This is a genomic window from Ideonella flava (assembly GCF_051857595.1).
Classification (GTDB): domain Bacteria; phylum Pseudomonadota; class Gammaproteobacteria; order Burkholderiales; family Burkholderiaceae_C; genus Ideonella.
Genome location: NZ_JBPZHD010000007.1, coordinates 81,890 through 103,064, shown reverse-complemented (window position 1 = coordinate 103,064; position 21,175 = coordinate 81,890). Strand labels below are relative to the sequence as shown.

15 protein-coding genes are annotated in these 21,175 nt (G+C 69.9%); 7 read left to right on the top strand and 8 right to left on the bottom strand.

The annotated features are described in order from the left end of the window. Window positions 1-46 precede the first annotated feature (46 nt). Window positions 47-1,579, top strand: coding sequence for a cryptochrome/photolyase family protein (locus ACS5PM_RS16325; protein ID WP_439388714.1), 1,533 nt, complete (start codon window positions 47-49; stop codon window positions 1,577-1,579). Here ACS5PM_RS16325 and ACS5PM_RS16320 read toward each other — a convergent pair. The 8 genes from ACS5PM_RS16320 to ACS5PM_RS16285 all read right to left on the bottom strand — a co-directional run bounded on the left by ACS5PM_RS16320 (window position 1,545) and on the right by ACS5PM_RS16285 (window position 14,245). Beyond that, window positions 1,545-2,552 carry an alpha/beta hydrolase gene (locus ACS5PM_RS16320; protein ID WP_439388713.1) on the bottom strand — a complete coding sequence of 336 codons (1,008 nt, stop codon included), beginning with the start codon at window positions 2,550-2,552 and terminating at the stop codon, window positions 1,545-1,547. The genes ACS5PM_RS16325 and ACS5PM_RS16320 overlap by 35 nt on opposite strands. 77 nt (window positions 2,553-2,629) lie before the next feature. Beyond that, window positions 2,630-3,655 (bottom strand): GGDEF domain-containing protein, encoded by a 1,026-nt coding sequence (locus ACS5PM_RS16315; RefSeq protein WP_439388712.1) that lies wholly within the window; start codon window positions 3,653-3,655, stop codon window positions 2,630-2,632. A gap of 42 nt (window positions 3,656-3,697) precedes the next feature. Then, complete coding sequence (locus tag ACS5PM_RS16310) at window positions 3,698-10,069, bottom strand: Hpt domain-containing protein (protein ID WP_439388711.1); 6,372 nt, start codon at window positions 10,067-10,069, stop codon at window positions 3,698-3,700. 38 nt (window positions 10,070-10,107) lie between these two features. Further along, window positions 10,108-12,336, bottom strand: a complete 2,229-nt coding sequence (locus tag ACS5PM_RS16305) for a methyl-accepting chemotaxis protein (RefSeq protein ID WP_439389014.1) — start codon at window positions 12,334-12,336, stop codon at window positions 10,108-10,110. A 262-nt stretch (window positions 12,337-12,598) separates the two neighbouring features. Continuing rightward, window positions 12,599-13,126, bottom strand: coding sequence for a chemotaxis protein CheW (locus ACS5PM_RS16300; RefSeq protein WP_439388710.1), 528 nt, complete (start codon window positions 13,124-13,126; stop codon window positions 12,599-12,601). Between the two features lie 43 nt (window positions 13,127-13,169). Further along, window positions 13,170-13,535, bottom strand: a complete 366-nt coding sequence (locus tag ACS5PM_RS16295) for a response regulator (protein ID WP_439388709.1) — start codon at window positions 13,533-13,535, stop codon at window positions 13,170-13,172. Between the two features lie 61 nt (window positions 13,536-13,596). Beyond that, entirely contained in the window at window positions 13,597-13,989 is a 393-nt protein-coding gene (locus ACS5PM_RS16290) for a response regulator (RefSeq protein ID WP_439388708.1), read from the bottom strand. A 103-nt stretch (window positions 13,990-14,092) separates the two neighbouring features. Continuing rightward, window positions 14,093-14,245, bottom strand: a complete 153-nt coding sequence (locus tag ACS5PM_RS16285; protein ID WP_324151755.1) for a rubredoxin — start codon at window positions 14,243-14,245, stop codon at window positions 14,093-14,095. Between the two features lie 189 nt (window positions 14,246-14,434). On the opposite strand from ACS5PM_RS16285, the gene thiD reads away from it, so the two are divergent. The 6 genes from thiD to ACS5PM_RS16255 all read left to right on the top strand — a co-directional run bounded on the left by thiD (window position 14,435) and on the right by ACS5PM_RS16255 (window position 21,079). Further along, window positions 14,435-15,412: a bifunctional hydroxymethylpyrimidine kinase/phosphomethylpyrimidine kinase gene (gene thiD / locus ACS5PM_RS16280; protein WP_439388707.1), complete on the top strand. Its 978-nt coding sequence runs from the start codon at window positions 14,435-14,437 to the stop codon at window positions 15,410-15,412. After that, window positions 15,402-16,712 (top strand): glutamate-1-semialdehyde 2,1-aminomutase, encoded by a 1,311-nt coding sequence (hemL, locus tag ACS5PM_RS16275; RefSeq protein ID WP_439388706.1) that lies wholly within the window; start codon window positions 15,402-15,404, stop codon window positions 16,710-16,712. Before thiD ends, hemL begins: the two co-directional genes overlap by 11 nt. 65 nt (window positions 16,713-16,777) lie before the next feature. Further along, window positions 16,778-18,139 carry a UDP-N-acetylmuramate:L-alanyl-gamma-D-glutamyl-meso-diaminopimelate ligase gene (gene mpl, locus ACS5PM_RS16270; protein ID WP_439388705.1) on the top strand — a complete coding sequence of 454 codons (1,362 nt, stop codon included), beginning with the start codon at window positions 16,778-16,780 and terminating at the stop codon, window positions 18,137-18,139. Next, window positions 18,139-18,822: a YqiA/YcfP family alpha/beta fold hydrolase gene (locus ACS5PM_RS16265; RefSeq protein ID WP_439388704.1), complete on the top strand. Its 684-nt coding sequence runs from the start codon at window positions 18,139-18,141 to the stop codon at window positions 18,820-18,822. Before mpl ends, ACS5PM_RS16265 begins: the two co-directional genes overlap by 1 nt. Beyond that, window positions 18,819-19,559 carry a 3-oxoacyl-ACP reductase FabG gene (gene fabG / locus ACS5PM_RS16260; protein WP_439388703.1) on the top strand — a complete coding sequence of 247 codons (741 nt, stop codon included), beginning with the start codon at window positions 18,819-18,821 and terminating at the stop codon, window positions 19,557-19,559. Before ACS5PM_RS16265 ends, fabG begins: the two co-directional genes overlap by 4 nt. 89 nt (window positions 19,560-19,648) lie before the next feature. Further along, on the top strand, window positions 19,649-21,079 hold the full coding sequence (locus tag ACS5PM_RS16255) for a hypothetical protein (RefSeq protein WP_439388702.1): 1,431 nt from the start codon (window positions 19,649-19,651) through the stop codon (window positions 21,077-21,079). Window positions 21,080-21,175: the final 96 nt, after the last annotated feature.

Here is a 21,175-nt window from a genome sequence, read left to right as displayed (position 1 = left end):
ACGCCGTGCCCGGCCCCTGCGGGGAAAAGAAGCGACACTGGACGCCATGACGGCCGCTTCGATCGACCGGGCGCTGGTCTGGTTCCGCAGGGACCTGCGGGCCGACGACCATGCCGCCCTGTACGCCGCCTGCCGTGCGGCCCGCCGGGTCTACGCGGCCTTCGTGTTCGACACCGCGATCCTCGATGCACTGCCGCGGGCCGATCGCCGGGTGGAGTTCATACGAGACAGCCTGGTGGATCTCGACCTGCAGTTGCGGGCCCTGGGCCAGTCGCACGGCGTGCAAGGCGTGGGGCTGATCGTCAGGCATGGCCTGGCGATCGATGAGCTGCCCCGGCTTGCCGCCGCGCTCGGCGTGCAGCTCGTCTGCGCGGCGCATGACGACGATCCGGACGCGCTCGCACGTGACGCCGTCGTGCGGGGCCGCCTGGCCGACCAGGGCTGCCTGCTGCAGACGATGAAAGACCACGTCGTCTTCGAGCGCGACGAGGTGATGACGGCTAACGGCACGCCCTACACCGTCTTCACGCCCTACAAGAACGCCTGGCTGAAGAAGATCGAGCCGTTCTACCTTCGCAGCTGGAACGTCGCCCGGCATGCCGCCAGCCTCGCGCCCTGGCCGGAAGCGGCGGGGGCGCCGGGCATCCCGCCTCTGGCCGAGCTCGGCTTCGAAGTCACCTCGCTCCACCAGCTGCGCCTGCCGACGGGCAGCTCGGGGGCGCACGAGCTGCTGGACGACTTCCTGGCCCGCATCGACGACTACCACCGAACGCGCGACCACCCCGCCGTCAAGGGCCCCAGCTACCTCGGGGTGCACCTGCGCTTCGGCACCCTCTCGATCCGCCGGATGGCGCGCGAGGCATGGCAGCGCGCGCAGGGCGGCTCGCGCGGCGCCGAGGTCTGGCTGGGCGAGCTGATCTGGCGCGACTTCTTCCACCAGCTCCTGCATCACTACCCGCACGTCGTGGGCCACGCGTTCCGGCCGGAGTACGACACGATCAAGTGGGAGCACGGCAAGCACGCGGAGGCGCTGTTCGCCGCCTGGAGCGAGGGCCGCACCGGCTATCCCCTGGTCGACTCCGCGATGCGCCAGCTCACCACCACCGGCTACATGCATAACCGGCTGCGCATGGTCAGTGCCAGCTTCCTGGTCAAGGATCTCGGGCTGGACTGGCGGCGCGGCGAAGCCTGGTTCGCCCGCTGGCTCAACGACTTCGACCTGGCGAGCAACAACGGCGGCTGGCAGTGGGCCGCGTCGACCGGCTGCGACGCACAGCCGTGGTTCCGCATCTTCAATCCCGTGACGCAGAGCGAGCGCTTCGACCCCGAGGGACGCTTCATCAAGCGCTATGTCCCCGAGCTGGCCGCCCTGGAGCCGCCGGCCATCCACTCGCCGTGGAAGGCCACGCCGCTCGAGCTGGCAGCGGCCGGCGTCGTGCTGGGGGGCGACTACCCCATGCCGGTGGTCGACCACGCCATCGCGCGCGAGCGCACCCTGGAGCGATTTGCCGCGGCCGCCGAGGCTCGCTCCAGCCGCCGGGGCGTCAGTGCCCGGCGTCGATCCAGCCGAGCTTCCTGAGGCCGGCGACGATGCCCTGGATCGTGGCGTCGAAGTCCTCGCCATCGCCCCGCTTGGCGTTGAAGAAGCCATGGCCGCGGCCCGAGAAGGCCTGCACCGTGACCTCGCCCGCATGCAACTCGCGGGCACGGTCGCGGAACTCGGTCACCTGCGAGAACGGGACGACCTTGTCCGCCGTGCCGTGGAAGATCCAGGTCGGCGGCAGGCTGGCGTCGATCTGCAGCGTGGGCGAGAGCTGGCGCCGCTGGTCCACCGGGACGGGCCGGTCGTAGCGCTCGAGGTTGAGCGGCGGATTCATCAGGAAAAGCGCCTGCGGCCTGGGGCTGATCGCCAGGTCGTCGGTGGTGTCGTCGATCGAGCCCGCCGGCCCGGGCTTGGCGGCCACCGCCGCCATCAACGCCAGGTGGGCGCCACTGGAGCCCCCGCCCGCCCCGATGCGCTGGACGTCGCAGCCCAGCCGCGAGGCCTTGGCACGCACGAAGCGCAGCGCGGAGCGGGCATCCTGGACCGCCTTGATGGGCAGGCTGTCGTCCTCGCCCATCAGCCGGTACTGGGCGCTGATGCCAATCACCCCCACCTCGGCCAGCCGCTTCGCATAGGGCATGAACTGCTTGGGATCGCCGGTGCGCCAGGCACCGCCGTGGAAGAACACGATGCAAGGCCGCGGACCCGGGAAGCGCTCCGGCGAGGGCCTGGCGAAATGCAGCTTCAGCCGCTGGGTGCCCGCGGTCTTGTAGACCAGCATGTCGACGCGGCTGAGCGGCGAGTCGGTCGCGTCACCCGCCGTGGCACTGCTGGCAGACCGCGGAGCAACCGAGGGCTGGGCGGGAGCGCTGGCGGGCGGCACGGCCGGGCCGGAGGGAGCCGTTTCCGGCGCCGCGGCGTGGGCGGCACCGGCGCCGCCCACGATGGCGGCCAGCCAGCCCTTCCAGCCACTGCGGCGCCGCGGCGAATCGGCGGGAGGTGCGTTCATGTCGGTATTTTCCCCAGCGTCCGTGCCGCGCTGGTGGCGGCGGCGACGTAAAGAAACGTCAACGAGGACTGGCCTGCCTAGAACAGGTCGATGTCGCCGGCCTTCTTGTCGTCCTCGAGCAGGCCATCGCGTACCAGCGCGGCATGGCAGCGCACCTGGTCGCGACCGTGGTTCTTGGCGAAGTACACCGCGCGGTCGGCGCGCTCGACCGCGGCATTGGGCGAATCGCCATGGCGCACGTCGGTGAAGCCCACGCTGACGGTGATCCGCTCGACCTGCGGGAAGACATAGCCGCCGACGGCCTCGCGGAAGCGCTCCAACGCGGCCATCGCGTCGTCCTCGCCCGAGCAACGAAGCAGCACGACGAACTCCTCGCCGCCGAAACGGTAGAGCTGGTCGTAGAAGCGGAAGCAGCTGCGCATCACGCGCGACAGCAGAAGCAGCACTTCGTCGCCTATCAGGTGGCCGAAGCGGTCATTCACCAGCTTGAAGTGATCGATGTCGACGACGCCCAGCCAGTAAGTCGCCGGGGCGCCCTGGCGCCTGTCATTGCGTTGCTCGGTCTTCAGCGGAGCCGGCACGGCAGAGACCTTGTAGAAGGTCTCGTCGAAGCTCTTGCGGTTGAGCAAGCCGGTCAGGGTGTCGCGCTCGCTGTAGTCGAGCAGGCCCTGCACGTTGCGGTAGATGCGAAGCACGCCGGTGAGCAGGCGCTTGACGTCCTCGGACAGCGGCCGGGCGGTGACGATTTCCACCACACCAGCCACGCCGGTGTCCGACACCAGCGGCAGCAGGAGCGTGGTTTCTTCGCCATCGAGCTGGACCTCGCCGGCCACCTGCAGGCAATGCAGGCGTTGAGGGCGCTCGGCCAGCAACGGCAGCGACCGCGGATCGGCCCAGGACGAATCCGCCCGGGCCGCGACATCGTCGATGCCGAGGTGCGCGCGGGTCAGCCAGCGCTCGTCGCCGCTGTCGCCGACCACCCGGTGCACGGCCACGCTGCGTGGATGAAGCAGGTCGCGGATGGAGGAGACCAGGCTGACATCCAGCGTGTCCCGGTCGCGCAAGCCAGTGAGTTCGGCGAGTTGGTCAACGATCTGCGACATGCATCCTGCTGCTCGGGCGTCCCTTCCGGGCGCGCGCCGGCCTCATGCCGGCACCACCGCCTGTACATAGGAGCGTACCAGGGCCAGCAGGGCTTCTTCGTCGTACGGCTTGCCCAGGTAGTGGTCTACCCCCAGCTCCTGGGCGTGTTCACGGTGCTTCTGCGCGATGCGCGAGGTGATCATGATGACCGGCAGGTCATGCAGCCGGGTGTCGCTGCGCACGTTGCGAACCAGGTCGAAGCCGTCCATGCGCGGCATCTCGATGTCGCTGAGCATGACCACCGGCCGTTCGTCGGCCAGCTTTTCCAGCGCGTCCAGACCATCCCGGGCCAACGTGACCCTGTAGCCTTCGCGCTGCAGCAAGCGCTGCGTGACGCGGCGCACGGTCAGGGAATCGTCGACGACGAGCACCAGCGGCGCGTGGTTCTCGTTGCGCGGGATGGCCACGTCCTGGCCGGAGCCCGTCGCCGGCTCTGCCTCGACGGCAACGCTCGCCTCGGCGGCCGGCGTTGCCGCCGGCTGGCTCTGCATCCAGTGCTGCAGGCGCTGGCGCGCATCGTCGCCGTAGTAGGTGGCGAGCGCGACCGGGTTGTAGATCAGCACCGTCTCGCCGCTGGACAGCAAGGACATGCCAGCCAGGCCAGGCAGACGCCCCAGCTGCGGTCCGAGGTTCTTGACCACGACTTCCTGGTTGCCCAGCACCTGGCTCACGTGCAGCGCCACGCGCTGCGATGCGCTGCGGGCGATCACCACATGGGTGGTTCGCCCTTCGACTGCGCCGCGCAGGCCGTGCTGCAGCAGGCTGCCCAGCCAGAAGAAGGGGACCTCCTGGTCGCCATGGCGGAGCAGCCCGGTGCGGTAGGCAGCTTCGGCCTCGACCACGGGCACCCGGCGCACGATCTCGACCAGGGTCGCCGGCACGGCCACGTGCAGGTCGCCGCAGGCCAGGGCAACCACCTGCGTGACCGCGGTGGTCAAGGGCAGCACCAACTGGAAGGCCGTGCCACGACCGGTGGCGCTGGCGGTCTCGATGCGGCCGCCCAGTGACGTCACTTCGGAGCGCACGACGTCCATGCCGACGCCGCGGCCCGCCAGTTCGGTGACCTGCTCCGCCGTGGAGAAGCCCGGGGTGAAGATCATCCCGGCCAGCTCGCCCTCGGTGGGCTTGGCATCCTCGGCCAGCAGGCCAAGGTGGCGGGCGCGCTCGGCGATACGGGCCAGGTTCAGGCCCGCGCCGTCGTCGCGCACTTCTATGCGCACCTCGTTGCCCGCCTGGTGAAGGCTGACCTCGATGTTGCCGTGCGGATCCTTGCCCGCTGCAACGCGAACGGCAGGCGGCTCGATGCCATGCGCCACGGCGTTGCGCAGCAGATGCTCGAAGGCCGGCGCCATGCGGTCCAGCACGCTGCGGTCGAGTTCGATCGCGCCGCCGACCAGGTTCAGCCGGACCTGCTTGCCGGACTCCTTGGCCGCCTGGCGAACCACGCGGTAGAGACGATCGGACAGGGTGTCGAACTCCACCATCCGGGCTCGCAGCAGGTCGTCCTGCAGGTCGCGCGTCAGCCGCGCCTGCACCGCCAGCTGGTCTTCCGTGCTTTGCAGCGTCTGCTGGATGCCGCGCTGGACCGTCCCGACGTCGCCGACCGATTCGGCCAGCATCCGGGTCAGCTCCTGCACTCGGGTGAAGCGGTCCATCTCCAGCGGGTCGAAGCCCTGCTGGGAGTGGCGGGCCGCCTCCATGCGCGAGGTCATCTGCGTCTCGGCCTGGAGTTCCAGGTCGCGCAGTTGACGGCGCAAGCGGTCCAGGTTGTCCGTCAGTTCCTTCAGCGAACCCTGCAGCTGCTGCATGTCGGATTCGATGCGCGAGCGAGCGACACCCACCTCGCCGGCATGCGTCACCAGGCGCTCGAGCAACGGCGCACGCACACGCACCACACCACCGCCGACCTCGCTGGAGGCGGCGCCGGCAGCGGCCGGGGCGTGGACGGCAAAGCGGCTCCAGTCGATCCCGGCGGCACCGGGCGCCGAGTCGGACGATGCGTCGGTGGTGGCCTCGGCGACCGGTTCGTCGACGACGGACGGAACGACCAGCGGCGGAGCGCTGACCGCGACCCTCGGCAGAGGCACTTCGACAGGCGCGGTCGCGACCGGAAGCATCGGTGCAGCGGCGGGCGCGGGCATGGCGGCTTCGGCCGTCGGGCCGGCCTCCAGCCGCTGGAACTCCTCCGCCAGCGCATCGACGCCGCTGTGCAGGTGAGCCAGGACGCCGAGGTCCGGCGTGCCTTGGGCATTGACCAGCGCAATCGCGGTTTCCAGCCGGTGCGCCACCTCGCCCAGCCGCATGGCGCCGGCGAGGCGGGAACTGCCCTTGAGCGTGTGCAGCACGCGCATCGCAGCGGTGGCAGGCGCCGTGTCGTCGGGCGTGGCCTCCCAATCGCGCACGGCCTCGGCCAACGCGGGAAGCAGCTCACGCCCTTCGTCCATGAAGATCGCGATCAGCTCGTCGTCGATCGCATCCTCGGTGTCCAGATCCTCGCGGAAGTCGGCCCACAGGCCCTCCCGCGCGGCCGAAGCCTGCACCGGCTCTTCGACCTCGGTCGGAGCCAGGTTTTCGCTGAGCTCGGTGAAGAACACCGCGCCCAGGGGCGCCTGCTGGGTCACCGGTCCGGCGTCTTCTTCCTCTTCGGCGGGCGCGGCGGATGCGACCTGCGCCGGCGCGGGAATCCCCTGCGAAGGTTCGGCCTGCGGCGCCTCGCCCGGCTCCAGGGCCTGGACCGGCAGCGGCGCCACGGCGGGCTGGTCGAGCGGCATCGGCTCGGAAGGCACCGGGCCGAAGTTCATGACGGCCGACATCGGGCCGTCCAGCGGCGACAGCTCGGACCGGCCTGCGGCGAGCGCGTCCTGTGCTTCACGCGCCTCGTGGGCATCCATCTTCGCCAGCACCTCGGGGGCGACCGGCTTCAGGAAGCCGGCAGCGAACTGGTGCAGCAGGCGGCGGATCTCGTCGGCCACCTCGGCGAACAATTGCGCCTCTTCAGGCAGGCCCGAGCCTCGGGAGGCCGAACGCTCCAAGCCATGCTCCAGGCGGCGTGACAAGTTGGACAGGTCGCTGTAGCCGACGGCGGCCGAGTTGCCCGCCAGCGAATGGGCCAGCGCGACCGCCGTCTCGCTCACCGGCCGCTGCAGCTCGTGCTGCCACTCGGCCAGCTCGACGCCCAACCGGCGGGACTGCTCGTCCGCCTCGTTCAGGAAGATGTTGAACAGGGCGATCTGGATGCGCAGCGGGCCGACGACCTTGTAGCGGTCGGCGTCGTCTTCTGCAACCGGCGCCGCTTCGGCCGTTGCTTCGCCCGCCACGTCCGGCGCCGCATCGGCCGGCTCCTTCAGCTCCGTCGCCTCGACCGCATCGCCGGGCAGTTCGCTGACCTCCGGTACCTCGATCACCTCCGGCGTTTCGATCACCTCCGGGACTTCGAGCACCTCGGCAGCCTCGATCGCGGCCTCTTCCGCCAGGATGGCCTCGATGGGTTCGACAAGCTCCTCGGCGGGTTCCGACTCCGGCGCAGCCTGCTCCGGCACGGCAGTCGCAGCGACCTCCGGTGCCAGCTCCAGATCCGACGGCATCCTGGGCTCCGCGGCCGGTGCCCCGGACGCCGGCAAGTCGAGATCGAGTTCCAGATCGACGCCGTCCAGCGCATCGAACAGCGGCGCCTCGGCCGTCAGGGCCCACTCGGATCCTGGCGCCGGTGCCGGTGCCGCGACATCGGCCCGGTAAAGGCGCAGCGTGGTCGGCGTCGCGTCGGCGACCGGGGCCATCTCCGGCAGCGGGGGGAGGTCCAGCAGTTCGAGCGGCAGGGTGGCCGGCGAAGTGACCGGGCCGCCGACCGGCTCCTCGGGCAGCGCGGGCATCGGCGGCAACTCGGGCAGCGGGGCAGGAGCCACCACGGGAGCGGGCGCTGCCGTGCGCAGGCGCAGCGCCTGGGCCTCATCCGCCAGCTTGCGGCCATCCGGCAGCGAGCCGCGGCCGGAGGCCAGTGCCTCCACCCAGTCGGACAGCTGCTCGAAGGCCCGCACGCTGAAATCGCGCAGCGCGGCATCGGCCTCGACGCTGGCTTCGGCCAGGCGGGCGTTGTAGAGCTGCTCGCAGGCCCATGCGGCTTCGCCGTAATCGCGCAGGCCGACCATGCGCGAGCTGCCCTTGAGCGTGTGGAAGGCGCGCCGGACGGTGGTCAGCGCCTCCAGATCCTGCGGCTGGCGGGCCAGCTCGGCGAGGGACTGCAATGCACCTTCGACGACTTCGCGTGCTTCCTCGAAGAAGATCTCGCGCATGTCGTCGGGCTCGTCGTCCAGCGGCATGGGCCGGCTGCGCGGCGATTCCGGCGGCGGCAGCGCCTCTTGCTTGGCGACGAAGTGGCCCAGCGATTCGGCGATGTCGGCGCGGGCCGCCTCGCGCTCGGCGCCGCTTGCAGCGCTTGTCAGCGCATCGCGCGCCTGCGCGGCGCGCTCCGCCAGTTGCGGCGCATCGGCCGCGACGGCATGGTGGGTCAGCGTATCGAGCGTGCGGGACAGGTCGTCATCCGAGAGCTGCTCGGTCGCGGCCGATTCGGCCAGCGACTGGACCTGCTCGATCAGGCCGGCCTCCTCCGGCGCACCGGCCGGCGGGGCGACGCGCGCATGGCCCATGACCGCGGCGAAGCGGCCGGTGGCCGGATCGAAGCGGAACAGCGTCTTCGCCAAGGGGGCCTGCACGCCGAGCATGTCGATCATGAACGACAGTGCGCCGACGTTGTCGGCCAGGCGGGTGGCCATCTCGTCGGCGCCCTCGCCCGAAACGGCGACGGCGTCGACGTCTTCGCGCATGCGCTGCACCGCGGCCGAAGCCTGGTCCAGCCCCAGGACCGACAGCACGCCGCGCATGGAAGCCAGCTCGCCCGGCACCGGCGCCAGCAGCTCACGCTCCTCGGGTGCACGGCTGAAGCGGTCCAGCTGCTGCTCGATCTCGGCCAGCGAGGCCCGCAACTCCTGCACGACGCTGCCCATGGTCTGGCGGTCGGAGACCTCGCGGTACAGCGTCTCCATCCACGGCTCGACAGGCGACTGTTCGCCGCCGGCTTGCACCGTGGTCAGGCGCTGGGCCAGGCGCTGCACGCGCTGCTGCATCTCCGCCCGCTCCAGATCGATGTCGTCCAGCGACGCATCGACGCAGAGCAAGGCAGTGGCGACTTCCATCGCCAGTGCGGGCGACGGGAGGTGGCCGCGTTGGGTGGCCCCCAGCAGGGCATCTGCCAGGCTGTCGCCCTCGGGATAGATCTGGCGCACCGAATCGGCCACCAGTGCGGCCTGCTCGGGCACGGCGGCGCCCAGCGTGGCATCCCCCGCGACGAGCGAATTCCAGGATTCCTTGAGGGCCGACACGCGCTTGCGGGCCAGCGGGATCAGGGCCGGGTCGAATCGCCCGAGCGGGCTGTGCTCGTAGTCAGCGGGCTCGACATCCGTGAAACCCATCGCCCGGCGGACCTGTTCCAGCCGCGGCGCGACCTCATGGTTGACCGGCCTGGCCTGCGAACAGAAGAAGCGCAGATCGCGCAGCAGCCGGCCCGGCCCCTCGGTGGCCCCGCGCTCGACGGCGCGCAACTGCGCCAGCAGGCGCGAGACCAGGCGCTTGGTGTACAGGTCGGACTTCAGCAACCCAACCGCCTGCGCCTCGAAGAAGGCGGAGGCCAGCTGCCACAAGGTGCCGGTGCGCCCCTGTGCGTTCGCCGACAGGCCGGCGAACAGGTCGCTCATGCGGTGCAGAGAGGCGTTGTCGCCACTGCGCAAGGCCTTGAGCATGGCGCGCTCTATCGCGGCGTGGACCTCCGGGTCCGGCTCCAGCGGCGCGAAGCCCGAATCCCAGCTGGGCACGGGCTCGCTCGCGTCCTCGGCCTCCCACAGGTCGGCCGGGTGGATGCGATCGGCCTTGGCCAGCGCGAGCACGGCCTTGTACTGAGGGAAAAGCGTCAGCGAGGAGACCGGCTTGCCCGCCAGCTCTCGACGCAGGAAGTCCAGCAGCGCGAAGGAGCCGTGCTCTATCGTCTCGATGGCGGCGTTGTCCAGCGGCACGCTGCGGTCGGCCAGCCGGCTCACCGCCTGTTCGCTGGCACCGAGGAAGCGCGCCGGCGCCGACAGGCCGATCATCTCCAGGGCCCCGGCGCCCTGGTGCATCAGCGTGCGGGCCTGCAGCAGGGCAGTCGGGGGGGCCGCATCGGCGTCCGGCTCGGCGCCCGCGCGCTGCTCCAGCTCGCGCAGGTGCCGGCGCAGCGACTTGTGGGCCTGGTCCAGGGTGCGGCGCAGCTCCTCCTGCACCCAGGCCAGGGCGCTCAGGTCGCCGGGCACGGTTTGTTGGCGGTCTGCATCCATGGCGGTCGCTGGCATGTCGAAAGGCCTCACGGGCTTCGCAGTCGTCGCCGAGGTCAGGCGATCTTGAATCGTTCCACCGACTGCCGCAGCTCGTCGGCGGTGCGGGACAGCTCGTGAACCATGTGCGCCGTGGAGCGCGTGCCGTCGCCGGTCTGCTCGGTCACCGCGAAGATGTGCTGGATGTTGGCAGCCACCACGTTGGCGGAGTCGGCCTCGCGCTTGGACTCGCTCGAGATCGCTTCAATAAGAGCTGACAGCTCGCGGGTCACGCGGTCGATGTCGATCAGCGCCGAGCCGGCCGCATCGGACAGCCTTGCACCCTGCACCACGCCCTGGGTCGACTGTTCCATGGCCGCCACGGCATCCTGGGTGTCGGTCTGAATGGTCTTCACCAGCGCCGCGATCTGCCGCGTCGCATCGGCCGAACGTTCGGCCAGACGCTGCACTTCTTCGGCCACCACCGAGAAGCCGCGACCCGCTTCACCGGCGGACGCGGCCTGGATGGCGGCGTTCAGGGCCAGCACGTTGGTCTGCTCGGTAATGTCGGAAATCAGCTCGGTGATTTCGCCGATCTCCTGCGAGGACTCGCCCAGCCGCTTGATGCGCTTGGACGTCTCCTGGATCTGCTCGCGGATGGAGTTCATGCCGCCGATGGAGTCCTGCACCGCCTGCCGGCCGTTGGCCGTCACCTGCAGCGACTGCTTCGCGACGTCGGCCGACTGCTGGGCCTGGGCCGACACCTGGTTGATGCGTGACGCCATCTCCAGCACCGACTCGCCGGTCTCGCGGATCTCGCGCAGCTGCTCGGTCGAGGCGGCCAGCAGCTCGGTCGAGGTGGACTCCACCTGCTGCGTGGTCTGCGTCACCCGGGTGGCCGTGCCCTGCACCTGGGCCACCAGGTTGCGCAGCTCTTCCACGGTGTAGTTCACCGAGTCGGCGATGGCGCCCGTGATGTCCTCGGTCACCGTGGCCTGTTGCGTCAGGTCGCCTTCGGCCACCGACTGCAGCTCGTTCATGAGTCGCAGAATGGCCGCCTGGTTGGCATCGTTGACCCGCTTGGCCTCGCGCTCGTGCTCCTCGGCCTGCTGGGCGCGCATCGCCTGGTTGCGCACGAACAGACGCAGCAGCCCGAGGCCGCCCAGCGCGATCGCCACGCCGGAAAGCAGCAGCACCGCGATGTGCACGCCCGACAGGCCGCCCTGGCTCTCCAGGCCGGCCTGCACGGCTTCGAGGCCTTTTCGCAGCGGCTCGGAATCGCCCACGATCGCCGCCTGCGCCTCGCGCGCAGAGACCAGGCCCTGCAGGTTGCCCAGGATGGCGCTGGCCTGCGTGCGGGTCTGCTCGTACTGGGTGATCAGCTGCTCCAGGCGCTCCTTGGTCTGCGGATCCTTGGTGCCCGGCAAGCGCAGCTCGGCGTTGCCCTTGAGCAGGCCGTCGGCGATCTCGCGGAAGGAGTTCAGGTCCTTGCCGAGCAGGAACACCGCCTCGGGGCTCACGCCTTCGAGCGTGAGGAATTCGTTCGCGCTCTTGCCGATGCGCTGGGTCAGCATCACCAACTGGCCCACGGCGGACAGCTCGGAGGCCGACGCGTTGCTCTGCAGCTTGAGCGAGTTCACCGTCTCGGCGATCTCGAGCAGGTCCGACGACTGGCGGTTGATCAGGCGCAGCGCCTGGCCGACCTGAGTCAGCGTCTTCTGCTGGGCCAGCACCACGCTGCCGTTCTTCTCGGCGCGCTCGAGCAGCGGCATCAGCGGCGCCAGCGACTCCTGCACCGCGGGCGGGGCCTTGGCCACCTGCTCGTTGCCGGCGTTCAGGCCGCGCAGGCTGCGCGCCAGGACTTCGCCCGATTCCTTCATTTCCGGGAAGGCCGCGGGGCTGCCGATCAGCGCCTGCGAAACGGACTTCGCCAGCCGCTGCGACTGCATCAGCGCCTGGCCGGTGGCAGCCAGCTGGCCGGCCTGCTTGCCGGCCGCGTTCAGCGCCAGCGCGCCGGTCAGCACCAGGGCCACCGCGCCGCCGGCGATCATGCCGAACAGCACGCGTTGCTGCTGGGCGGGGGACTGCCTGCCGATGAGCGGAAGGGCCGAAGGCTCTTCCGACGCCGCGGTGGCGGCGCCGGCGGCAGCTGCTGCCGCGGCGCCCGCTGGCGCCACGGCGGCCAGGGCCTCGCCGAGGGCCGTCTGGTGACCCTCTTGCGCCTGCGCACGGTCGGCCTCTTCGTCGGCCTGCGAATAGTCGGATGGGGCGTCGTCGAGCGCCTGCGTCAACGGCCCGCCGTTCATCGGCATGGCGTCGAGCGGGATCGACATGCTGTCGATGTGGTCGACCGCCGCCGCGCCGCCCTTGCTGGCGATGCGCTCATCGATCTCGCTGAGCAGCAGGTCCACCTCGTGATCGCCCGAGCGGGCGACGGCGAGGTCGGCGCCATGGCCATGGGCGGACATGCCGGCGGAGCTCTTCAGGGTGTCGTGCTGACTCATCTTTTCCTCTCACATGCCGCGAACGACAACGCGGCGTCGGCTTTCGGGAACGGCAGCGTGGCGCTCACGCGGCCACGTCCAGAAACTGGGGGTCTTGCGCCAGCGCGGCGAGGTCGAGCTCCTGCCAGACGCGGCCTTGCGGATCGCGCCACGAGGCGCCTGCAAAGCCCGGGCGCGGCTCATCGGACGCGGGCAGCCGCTCGAGCTGCTCGGGGTCGCGCAGGCCGGCGAGGCGGTCGACCAGGATCGCCGCGTTCACGCGCAGCGAGGGATTGAGCATCACCAGTTGCGCGCCGTTGCGCGGACCGCCCGCCACCCCCGACCTGCGCAGGTGCAGGAAGCTGCCCAGGTCGATGACGGTGTTGAGCTGGCCGCGCAGGTTGGCCACGCCGACCATCCAGGGCTTGGCATGGGGAACGGGCGCCACCTGGCGGGCGGCATGGATCTCGCCGGCCTGCGCCAGGGGCAGCAGCAGACCGACTTGCCCGCACTCGACGGCGAGCCAGCCGGATTCGCGGGGACGTTCGCGCGCGGCCTGGAGCCGGTTGGCCAGCCGCAACTGAAGTTCCCTGAGGGCGTCCTTGCTGGGCATCGTGAGTGGTCGGGACTGCTGGTTCGTGGATGAAGAACGGGCGTCAGCCCAGGGCCTGGATCTTGGCCAGCAGGTCGCTCGGGTCGACCGGCTTCACGACGTAGTCGCGCGCGCCCTGGCGCAGGCCCCAGACGCGATCGGTCTCCTGGTTCTTGCTGGTGCACATGATCACCGGCACCCCGGCGAAGCGGGGATCGCGCGTGATGGCGCGGGTGAGCTGGAAGCCGTTGGTGCCGGGCATGACCACGTCCATGAGGATCAGGTCGGGCTTGACTTCGGCGAGGCGGCGCATGGCCTCCTCGCCGTTTTCGGCGGTGCGCACCGTGTAGCCCTTCTGCGTCAGGATGTCGGACAGCAGGTGCAACTCGGTCTTGGAATCGTCGACGAGGAGGATGTTCTGGATCGGCATGTGGGGTACTCCGGCTTCGCCGCGAAGCTCATGGCTCCGGCGGTGCCACCCGTCGCGGCTGTCAGGCGGCGACCGAGCGGAAATGTGCGACGACGCGCAGCAATTGGTCCTTGGTGAAGGGTTTGGTCAGGTAGTCGTCCGAGCCGACCATGCGGCCGCGCGCCTTGTCGAACACGCCGTCCTTGGAGGACAGCATGACGACCGGCACGTGCGCGAAGCGAGGGTTGCGCTTGATGATGGCGCAGGTCTGGTAGCCATCGAGCCGCGGCATCAGGATGTCGCAGAAGATGAGCGTCGGCTCATAGTCGTTGACCTTCGCGAGGGCATCGAAGCCGTCTTCTGCCAGCACGACCTCGTAGCCGCCCTGGCGAAGAAAGATCTCCGCGCTGCGCCGGATCGTGTTGCTGTCGTCGATGACCAGGACCTTGGTCTTCGACGCGGGGTGTTCAGTCAAATTGCCGGTCACCATGCGCCCCCAAACGAATCATTTTGTGCGGGCCTGAATTCCGAGGAAATGTCGGCGCCACGAGGTAGCCAGGCTGTGATGACGGACGGGTTCAGATCTGAACCATCTCGAAATCTTCCTTGCGCGCGCCGCATTCGGGACACGTCCAGTTCATCGGGACGTCTTCCCATCGCGTGCCGGGCGCAATTCCGTGCTCGGCATCCCCGGCGGCCTCGTCGTAAATCCATCCGCAGATCAGGCACATCCAGGTTCTGTATTCACTCACTTTTGTCGATGCCAGATCACTACAATCGCGATTGATTGTAGCCACGGGCTCTCGGCAAAAGCCAAGGGTTTATCGGCACATACGCCACAAAGCTCACCCTTTTCTGAACATCTCGCCACGCACGGCCGCCAACCGTGACACATTGCACTGGCGGGCAGTCCAAACCCCATGACGACCACCCCACCCAGCGATGCGGGCAGCGGCCCCGCCGACCCCGAACAGGAAGCGTCCGCACCCGCGTGCGTGATGAGCTTCAATGCCAGCGACCCGAGCGGTGCCAGCGGCCTGGCCGGCGATGTGGCGACCATCGCGGCGATGGGCGCGCACGCCCTGCCGGTGGTCACCAGCATCGTCATGCGCGATACCGCCGAGATCTTCGACCAGCATGCCATCGAAGGCGACGCGATCGTCGAGCAAGCCCGGTATGTGCTGGAAGATGTCACGCTGTCCGGCTTCAAGGTGGGCTTTCTCGGCTCGGCCGAGAACGTCTCGGCGGTCGCGGAGATCCTGTCCGACTACGCCGAGGTGCCGCTGGTGTCCTACCTGCCGGCACTCGCCTGGCTGGAGGATGACGAGGCACAGAGCTACCTCGACGCCTTCCGCGAACTGATCCTGCCGGCCACCGAAGTGCTGGTGGGCAACCACAAGACGCTGACCGATTTCCTGTTGCCCGACTGGGATTCCGACCGCCCGGCCTCGCCGCGGGAGCTGGCCGTGGCCGCCGCCGAGCACGGCACACGCTATGTGCTGGTGACCGGCGTCATGCTGCCGCCCAAGGGCAACTCCAGCCAGTTCATAGACAACGTGCTGGCCTCGGCCCAAGGCGCGCTGACGGGCGAGAAGTTCGAGCTGTTCGAGGTCTCCTTCGTCGGCGCCGGAGACACCCTGGCGGCGGCCCTGGCCTCGCTGCTGGCCCTCGGCAGCGAGTTGCAGGCGGCCGTCGGCGAGGCCCTGCAGTTCCTCGACCAGAGCCTGGACGCCGGCTTCCGGCCGGGCATGGGCAACATCATCCCGGACCGGTTCTTCTGGGCCCTGCCGCCCGAGGACGGCGAGGAGCTGCCGGCCGGCGAGGCGGGGGTCGAGCCCGACGAGCCACCGCCGAACGAGCCGTCCCCTCCCCCTGGAGGGTCGCGCCGTGTCCACTGATACCCGCTCCGGCCGCAACGCGGCCCTTTTCGAACGAGCCCAGGCCAGCATTCCGGGCGGCGTCAATTCGCCGGTCCGGGCTTTCCGCGCCGTCGGCGGCACGCCGCGATTCATGGCTCGCGGCGAAGGCGCCTACCTGTGGGACGCCGAAGGCACGAAGTACATCGACTACATCGGCTCCTGGGGTCCGATGATCCTGGGCCACGGCCACCCCGCGGTGCTGGAGGCCGTGCTGAAGGCCGCGCGCGACGGCTTCAGTTTCGGCGCGCCGACCGAGCGTGAAGTGGAGCTGGCCGAGGAGATCATCCGCCACGTGCCGAGCATCGAGCAGGTGCGACTCGTCAGCTCCGGCACCGAGGCCGCGATGAGCGCCATCCGCCTGGCCCGCGGCGCGACCGGCCGCTCGAAGCTGATCAAGTTCGAAGGCTGCTACCACGGCCACGCCGATGCACTGCTGGTCAAGGCGGGTTCGGGCCTCGCGACCTTCGGCTTCCCGACCTCCGCCGGCGTGCCGCCGGAGGTGGTGCAACACACCCTCGTGCTTCGCTACAACGATCTAGAGCAGCTCGAGGCTGCCTTCGCCTCGCACGGCCCGGAGCTGGCCTGCGTCATGATCGAGCCCATCGCGGGCAACATGAACTTCGTGAGGGCCAGCGTGCCCTTCGTCAAACGCCTGCGCGAGCTGTGCGACCAGCACGGCGCACTGCTCGTCTTCGACGAGGTGATGACCGGCTTCCGGGTCGCCCTCGGCAGCGCGCAAAGCGTGTACGCGAGGGCGCTGCCGGGCTTCCGGCCCGACATCAGTGTCTTCGGCAAGGTCATCGGCGGCGGCATGCCGCTGGCAGCTTTCGGCACCACCAGGGCCATCATGCAGCAGCTGGCGCCGCTGGGGCCGGTCTACCAGGCCGGTACGCTGTCGGGCAACCCGGTGGCCACGGCCTGCGGGCTGGCCACGCTGCGCGAGATCGCGAAGCCCGGCTTCTACGACTCGCTGGCCGCTTCCACCCGCAGCCTGGTGCAGGGCCTGCAGGCCGCCGCCGACCAGGCCGGCGTGCCCTTTTCCTCGGATTGCGAAGGCGGCATGTTCGGCTTCTTCTTCGGCCCGCAACTGCCGCAGAACTACGACGAGGTCATGGCCACCGACAAGGAGCGCTTCAACCGCTTCTTCCACGCCATGCTGGACCGCGGCGTCTACTTCGCTCCGGCGCTGTACGAGGCCGGCTTCGTCAGTGCCTCGCACACCGCTGCCGACATCGCCGCCACCGTGCAATCCGCGCGTGACGCCCTTCGCGCCGGCTGACACCGCGCGAACGCCGTGCGGCCCCGCGAGCGCGGGCCGTGCCTAGAATTTGCTTTCCCCTGGCCATGCACATCCACATCCTAGGCATCTGCGGCACCTTCATGGGTGGCCTGGCAGCGCTGGCCCGCGAGGCCGGCCACCGTGTCACCGGTTGCGACGCAAACGTGTACCCGCCGATGAGCGACCAGCTGCGTGCGCTGGACATCGAGCTGATAGAGGGCTGGCATGCCGACCAGCTGGAGCTGCATCCGGATGTCTTCGTGATCGGCAACGTGGTGACGCGCGGCAATCCGCTGATGGAGGCCATCCTCGACGCCGGCATGGCCTACACGAGCGGCCCGCAATGGCTGGCCGAGCATGTCCTGCAGGGCCGCCACGTGCTGGCGGTGGCCGGCACCCACGGCAAGACCACCACCACCGCCATGCTGGCGTGGATCCTCGAGCAGGCCGGCCTCAATCCAGGCTTTCTCGTCGGCGGCGTGCCTTGCAACTTCGGGCTGTCGGCACGGCTGGGCGAGACCGAAGGCGGCACGCCGTTCGTCATCGAGGCCGACGAATACGACACGGCCTTCTTCGACAAGCGCAGCAAGTTCGTTCACTACCGGCCCCGCACCGCCATCCTCAACAACCTCGAGTACGACCACGCGGACATCTTTCCCGACCTGGCCGCCATCGAGACGCAGTTCCACCATCTGGTGCGCACCGTGCCGTCCCGGGGCCGCCTGGTCGTCAACGGCCGCGACGAGGCGCTTCAACGCGTGCTCTCCCGCGGCTGCTGGAGCGAAGTGCACCGCTTCGGCGCACGCAAGGAAGAGCCCGGCGCCTGGCGCTCGCGCGGCGAGCCGCAGGCCTTCGACGTCCTGCGCGGCGCGCTGAAGGTCGCCCGCGTCGAATGGAAGCTGCTGGGCGAACACAACCAGCTGAACGCCCTGGCCGCCCTGGCCGCGGCCGACCACCTGGGTGTCGCGCCGGAGCAGGCGGCGGTGGCACTGGCCAGCTTCGAGAACGTCAAGCGCCGGCTGGAGCTGCGCGGCCAGGCCGCGGGCGTGAAGGTCTACGACGACTTCGCCCATCACCCCACGGCCATGCACACCACGGTGAACGGGCTGCGCCGCAAGGTCGGCCACGAACGCATCCTCGCGGTCTTCGAGCCCCGCTCCAACACCATGAAGCTCGGCACCATGAAGGCCCAGTTGCCCTGGGCGCTGGAAGAGGCCGACCTCGCCTTCTGCCACCAGGGTAACCTCGGCTGGGACGCGCGCGAGGCACTGGCACCGATGGGCGCGCAAGCCCAGGTCGCGGACACCATCGATGCGCTGGTCGCCCTGGTGATCAAGGCCGCCCGCCCGGGAGATCACGTGCTTTGCATGAGCAACGGCGGCTTCGGCGGGGTGCACGACAAGCTCCTTGCCGCCCTGGCGCGCTGATGGCAGACCAGGCGCCAGCGGGCCAAGCGCAGGGCCGCTCCCCAGCCGGCCCGAGCCCCCTGGGGGGATCGCCTGGCGAACCCGTCGGGCCGGGTGCCCCGGTCACCCACCTGCTCTATCTGCATGGATTCCGGTCGTCGCCCCTGTCGACCAAGGCGCAGCTCGTCGGCCGCTGGCTGGCCGCGCAGCGGCCCGAGGTGCACTTCTGGTGCCCGCAACTGCCGCCCTCGCCGCGCGAGGCGATGGATCTGGTCTTCAACGGCATCGCCGACTGGCCGCGTGAAACCATGGCAGTCGTGGGCAGCTCCCTGGGCGGCTTCTACGCCGGCGTGGTGGCCGAGAAACTCGGCTGCCGCGCCGTGGTGCTGAACCCGGGCGTGGACCCGGCACGTGATCTGGCTCGCTACATCGGCGAGCAGACGACGTGGCAGAACCCCGAGGAGCGTTTCTTCTTCCGCGCCGAATACGTCGACGAGCTGCGCGCCATGACGCCGCCCGTCCTCACCCGGCCCGAGCGCTACGCCGCCGTCATCGCCAAGGGCGACGAGCTGCTCGACTGGCGCGAGATGACGGCCCGTCATGCCGGCGCGACCACGCTGCTGCTCGAAGGCAGCGACCACGCGATCTCGGATTTCCCGCAGCACCTGCCCTTCGTCCTCCGCTTCCTGCAACTGACCCCATGAGACTCACCGACAAGATCTGCATCGTCACCGGCGCCGCCCAGGGCATCGGCCTGGCCACCGCGCTGAAGTTCGCGCGCGAGGGGGCGACGGTCGTCGTCTGCGACATCCACGCCGAGGCGGTCGACACGGCCGTCGCCCAGTGCGAGGCGGCAGGCGCCAAGGCCGAGGGCCATGTGGTGGACGTGACGAAGCGCGAGCAGGTCGACGCGATGGTGCAGGCCGTCAAGGACAGGCACGGCCGCATCGACGTGCTGGTCAACAATGCCGGCATCACCAAGGACGCGCGGCTGCAGAAGATGACCGAGGCGCAGTTCGACGCGGTGATCGACGTGAACCTGCGCGGCGTCTTCCACTGTGCGCAGGCGGTGGCCGACACCATGGTCGCGCAGGGCCAGGGGGTGATCCTGAACGCCTCTTCAGTGGTGGGCATCTACGGCAACTTCGGCCAGACGAACTATGCGGCCAGCAAGTTCGGCGTGATCGGCTTCACCAAGACCTGGAGCCGCGAGCTCGGCCCCAAGGGCGTGCGGGTCAACGCGGTGGCCCCGGGCTTCGTCGAGACGCCCATCCTCCTGACGATCCCCGACAAGGTGCTGGACCACATGCGCGACCAGGTGCCGCTCAAGCGCCTGGGCCAGCCGGAGGAGATCGCCAATGTCTACGCCTTCCTGGCCAGCGACGAGGCGAGCTACGTCAACGGTGCGGTGCTGGAGGTCTCGGGCGGGATGACCGTGTGATCACGCATTGACGCGGATCAGCTCCGGCACAGGGCCGGCGCCTAGACTGGCCACGACACCCCGTGGCCCTTCGGGCCGAAGGAGGGACCATGCCCGCCGAGGTCCATGAAGTTCCCGCGTTGCAACGTGCGGCATGTCTCGCGCTGCTGTCGGCCGCCGTGTGTCCCGCATTGGCGACCGGCACCGTGCTGGCGATCGATCTCGTCGATTCGCCGGGAATCGCGGCGCATGCCATCAACGCCCGGGGCGACATCGCCGGCAGCTTTGCCGAATGGCCCTGCGATGACCACCAGTGCGTGCCCCTCATGCACACGGCCGTCTGGTCGGCGCGCGAGCGCAGCCGGTTGATCCTGCCGACCCTCGGCTCGCTGACCATCGTGCCGGCGACTCTTGACGCTGATGGCCGGGTGACCGGGACCGTCACCGACTTCGCGAACTCGTCGCATGCAGTGGTCTGGGATCGCGTCGGGGCGGGCTACCAGTTGCACGATCTGGGCACCCTGCCCGGGTTCACGAATGCCGCCGCCGCCGGGGCCGACGCTTCCGGCCGGGTGGTCGGCCATGCGTCCGGAGGCGGGTCAGGCTGGCGCCCCTTCGTCTGGACGGATGCGACCGGCATGGTCGACCTGGGGGCGGCCGGCTTCCCGCTGGAGCGCCCGGCCGCCATCAGTCCGGCCGGCTGGGTGGTCTCGGACGACCACACCTGGTCGCTCGACGGCGCCGCAAGCGTCCAGCCGCTGCCCGCGCCGCCGGCCGGCTTCTACCCGCCGGCCGGCGCCGCGATGCGCATCAATGACCGTCGCGAGCTGGCTGGGTTCCTGATGACCACCAGCGGCCAGCAGCTGGTGTATCTGCATCGCTGGCGGCCGGCGAACGGCCAGTGGCAGTTGCTGTCGAACAGCCCCACCGGCCACCTTTCTTCGTGGCGGATCGCCAGCATCTCGCGCGATGCGACCGTGCTCGCCACCGTCACGGGCAACGGCGTCATCGCCGAGGGCCCGGACGGCCTGGCGCAGCCTCTGCAGGCACGCCTGTCACCGGCCTATCCCGGCGTCTCCGTGGCGAATGCCGGACCGGCAAACGAGCGTGGCGCCGTCGCCGCGCTCGCAGTGATTGGCAGCGCGAAGCGCCTGGTCCGGCTGGAGCCGATCGAAGCCTGCAGCGGCGACTGCTTGCGGGTGAGTGAGCTGTCGATGCACGGCAAGTTCGTCGACGACCCGGACGACCCGGGCCAGTGCACTCCCAAGGCCCGCAACAAGGTGCGCGCCAGCGTCGATGTGGTTGATGCGCTCGGCCAGCCACGCGCAGGCGTGAAAGTGCGCGCACGCCTGCTCGACGAGTACGACCTCAACGAAACGGTGAGCGGCCGCACCGACGTCGCGGGCCGCCTGGAGTTGCGCCACGAAGGTCCGGCCTGTGTCGGCGCGGTCACGCTTCTCGTCGAGTCGCTGCGCGCAGACGGTTCGCACTTCGATCGCGGCAAGGGGCGGCTCACCGCATCGGTCATCCCGCTGCCTTGAGCGCGCGCCGCCCAGGGCCGGGCTGCGCCATCCCGCCCCCCCGCGCGGGTTCAAGCCACGTGGCAGAGCCACATTGGCTTGTGAGCGGTTGTCGAC

Bases quoted from the DNA above. Each gene is read 5' to 3' on its own strand.
- ACS5PM_RS16325 (WP_439388714.1), top strand. From the start codon at position 47: ATGACGGCCGCTTCGATCGACCGGGCGCTGGTCTGGTTCCGCAGGGAC.
- ACS5PM_RS16320 (WP_439388713.1), bottom strand. From the start codon at position 2,552: ATGAACGCACCTCCCGCCGATTCGCCGCGGCGCCGCAGTGGCTGGAAG.
- ACS5PM_RS16315 (WP_439388712.1), bottom strand. From the start codon at position 3,655: ATGTCGCAGATCGTTGACCAACTCGCCGAACTCACTGGCTTGCGCGAC.
- ACS5PM_RS16310 (WP_439388711.1), bottom strand. From the start codon at position 10,069: ATGCCAGCGACCGCCATGGATGCAGACCGCCAACAAACCGTGCCCGGC.
- ACS5PM_RS16305 (WP_439389014.1), bottom strand. From the start codon at position 12,336: ATGAACGGCGGGCCGTTGACGCAGGCGCTCGACGACGCCCCATCCGAC.
- ACS5PM_RS16300 (WP_439388710.1), bottom strand. From the start codon at position 13,126: ATGCCCAGCAAGGACGCCCTCAGGGAACTTCAGTTGCGGCTGGCCAAC.
- ACS5PM_RS16295 (WP_439388709.1), bottom strand. From the start codon at position 13,535: ATGCCGATCCAGAACATCCTCCTCGTCGACGATTCCAAGACCGAGTTG.
- ACS5PM_RS16285 (WP_324151755.1), bottom strand. From the start codon at position 14,245: ATGTGCCTGATCTGCGGATGGATTTACGACGAGGCCGCCGGGGATGCC.
- thiD (WP_439388707.1), top strand. From the start codon at position 14,435: ATGACGACCACCCCACCCAGCGATGCGGGCAGCGGCCCCGCCGACCCC.
- mpl (WP_439388705.1), top strand. From the start codon at position 16,778: ATGCACATCCACATCCTAGGCATCTGCGGCACCTTCATGGGTGGCCTG.
- ACS5PM_RS16265 (WP_439388704.1), top strand. From the start codon at position 18,139: ATGGCAGACCAGGCGCCAGCGGGCCAAGCGCAGGGCCGCTCCCCAGCC.
- fabG (WP_439388703.1), top strand. From the start codon at position 18,819: ATGAGACTCACCGACAAGATCTGCATCGTCACCGGCGCCGCCCAGGGC.
- ACS5PM_RS16255 (WP_439388702.1), top strand. From the start codon at position 19,649: ATGCCCGCCGAGGTCCATGAAGTTCCCGCGTTGCAACGTGCGGCATGT.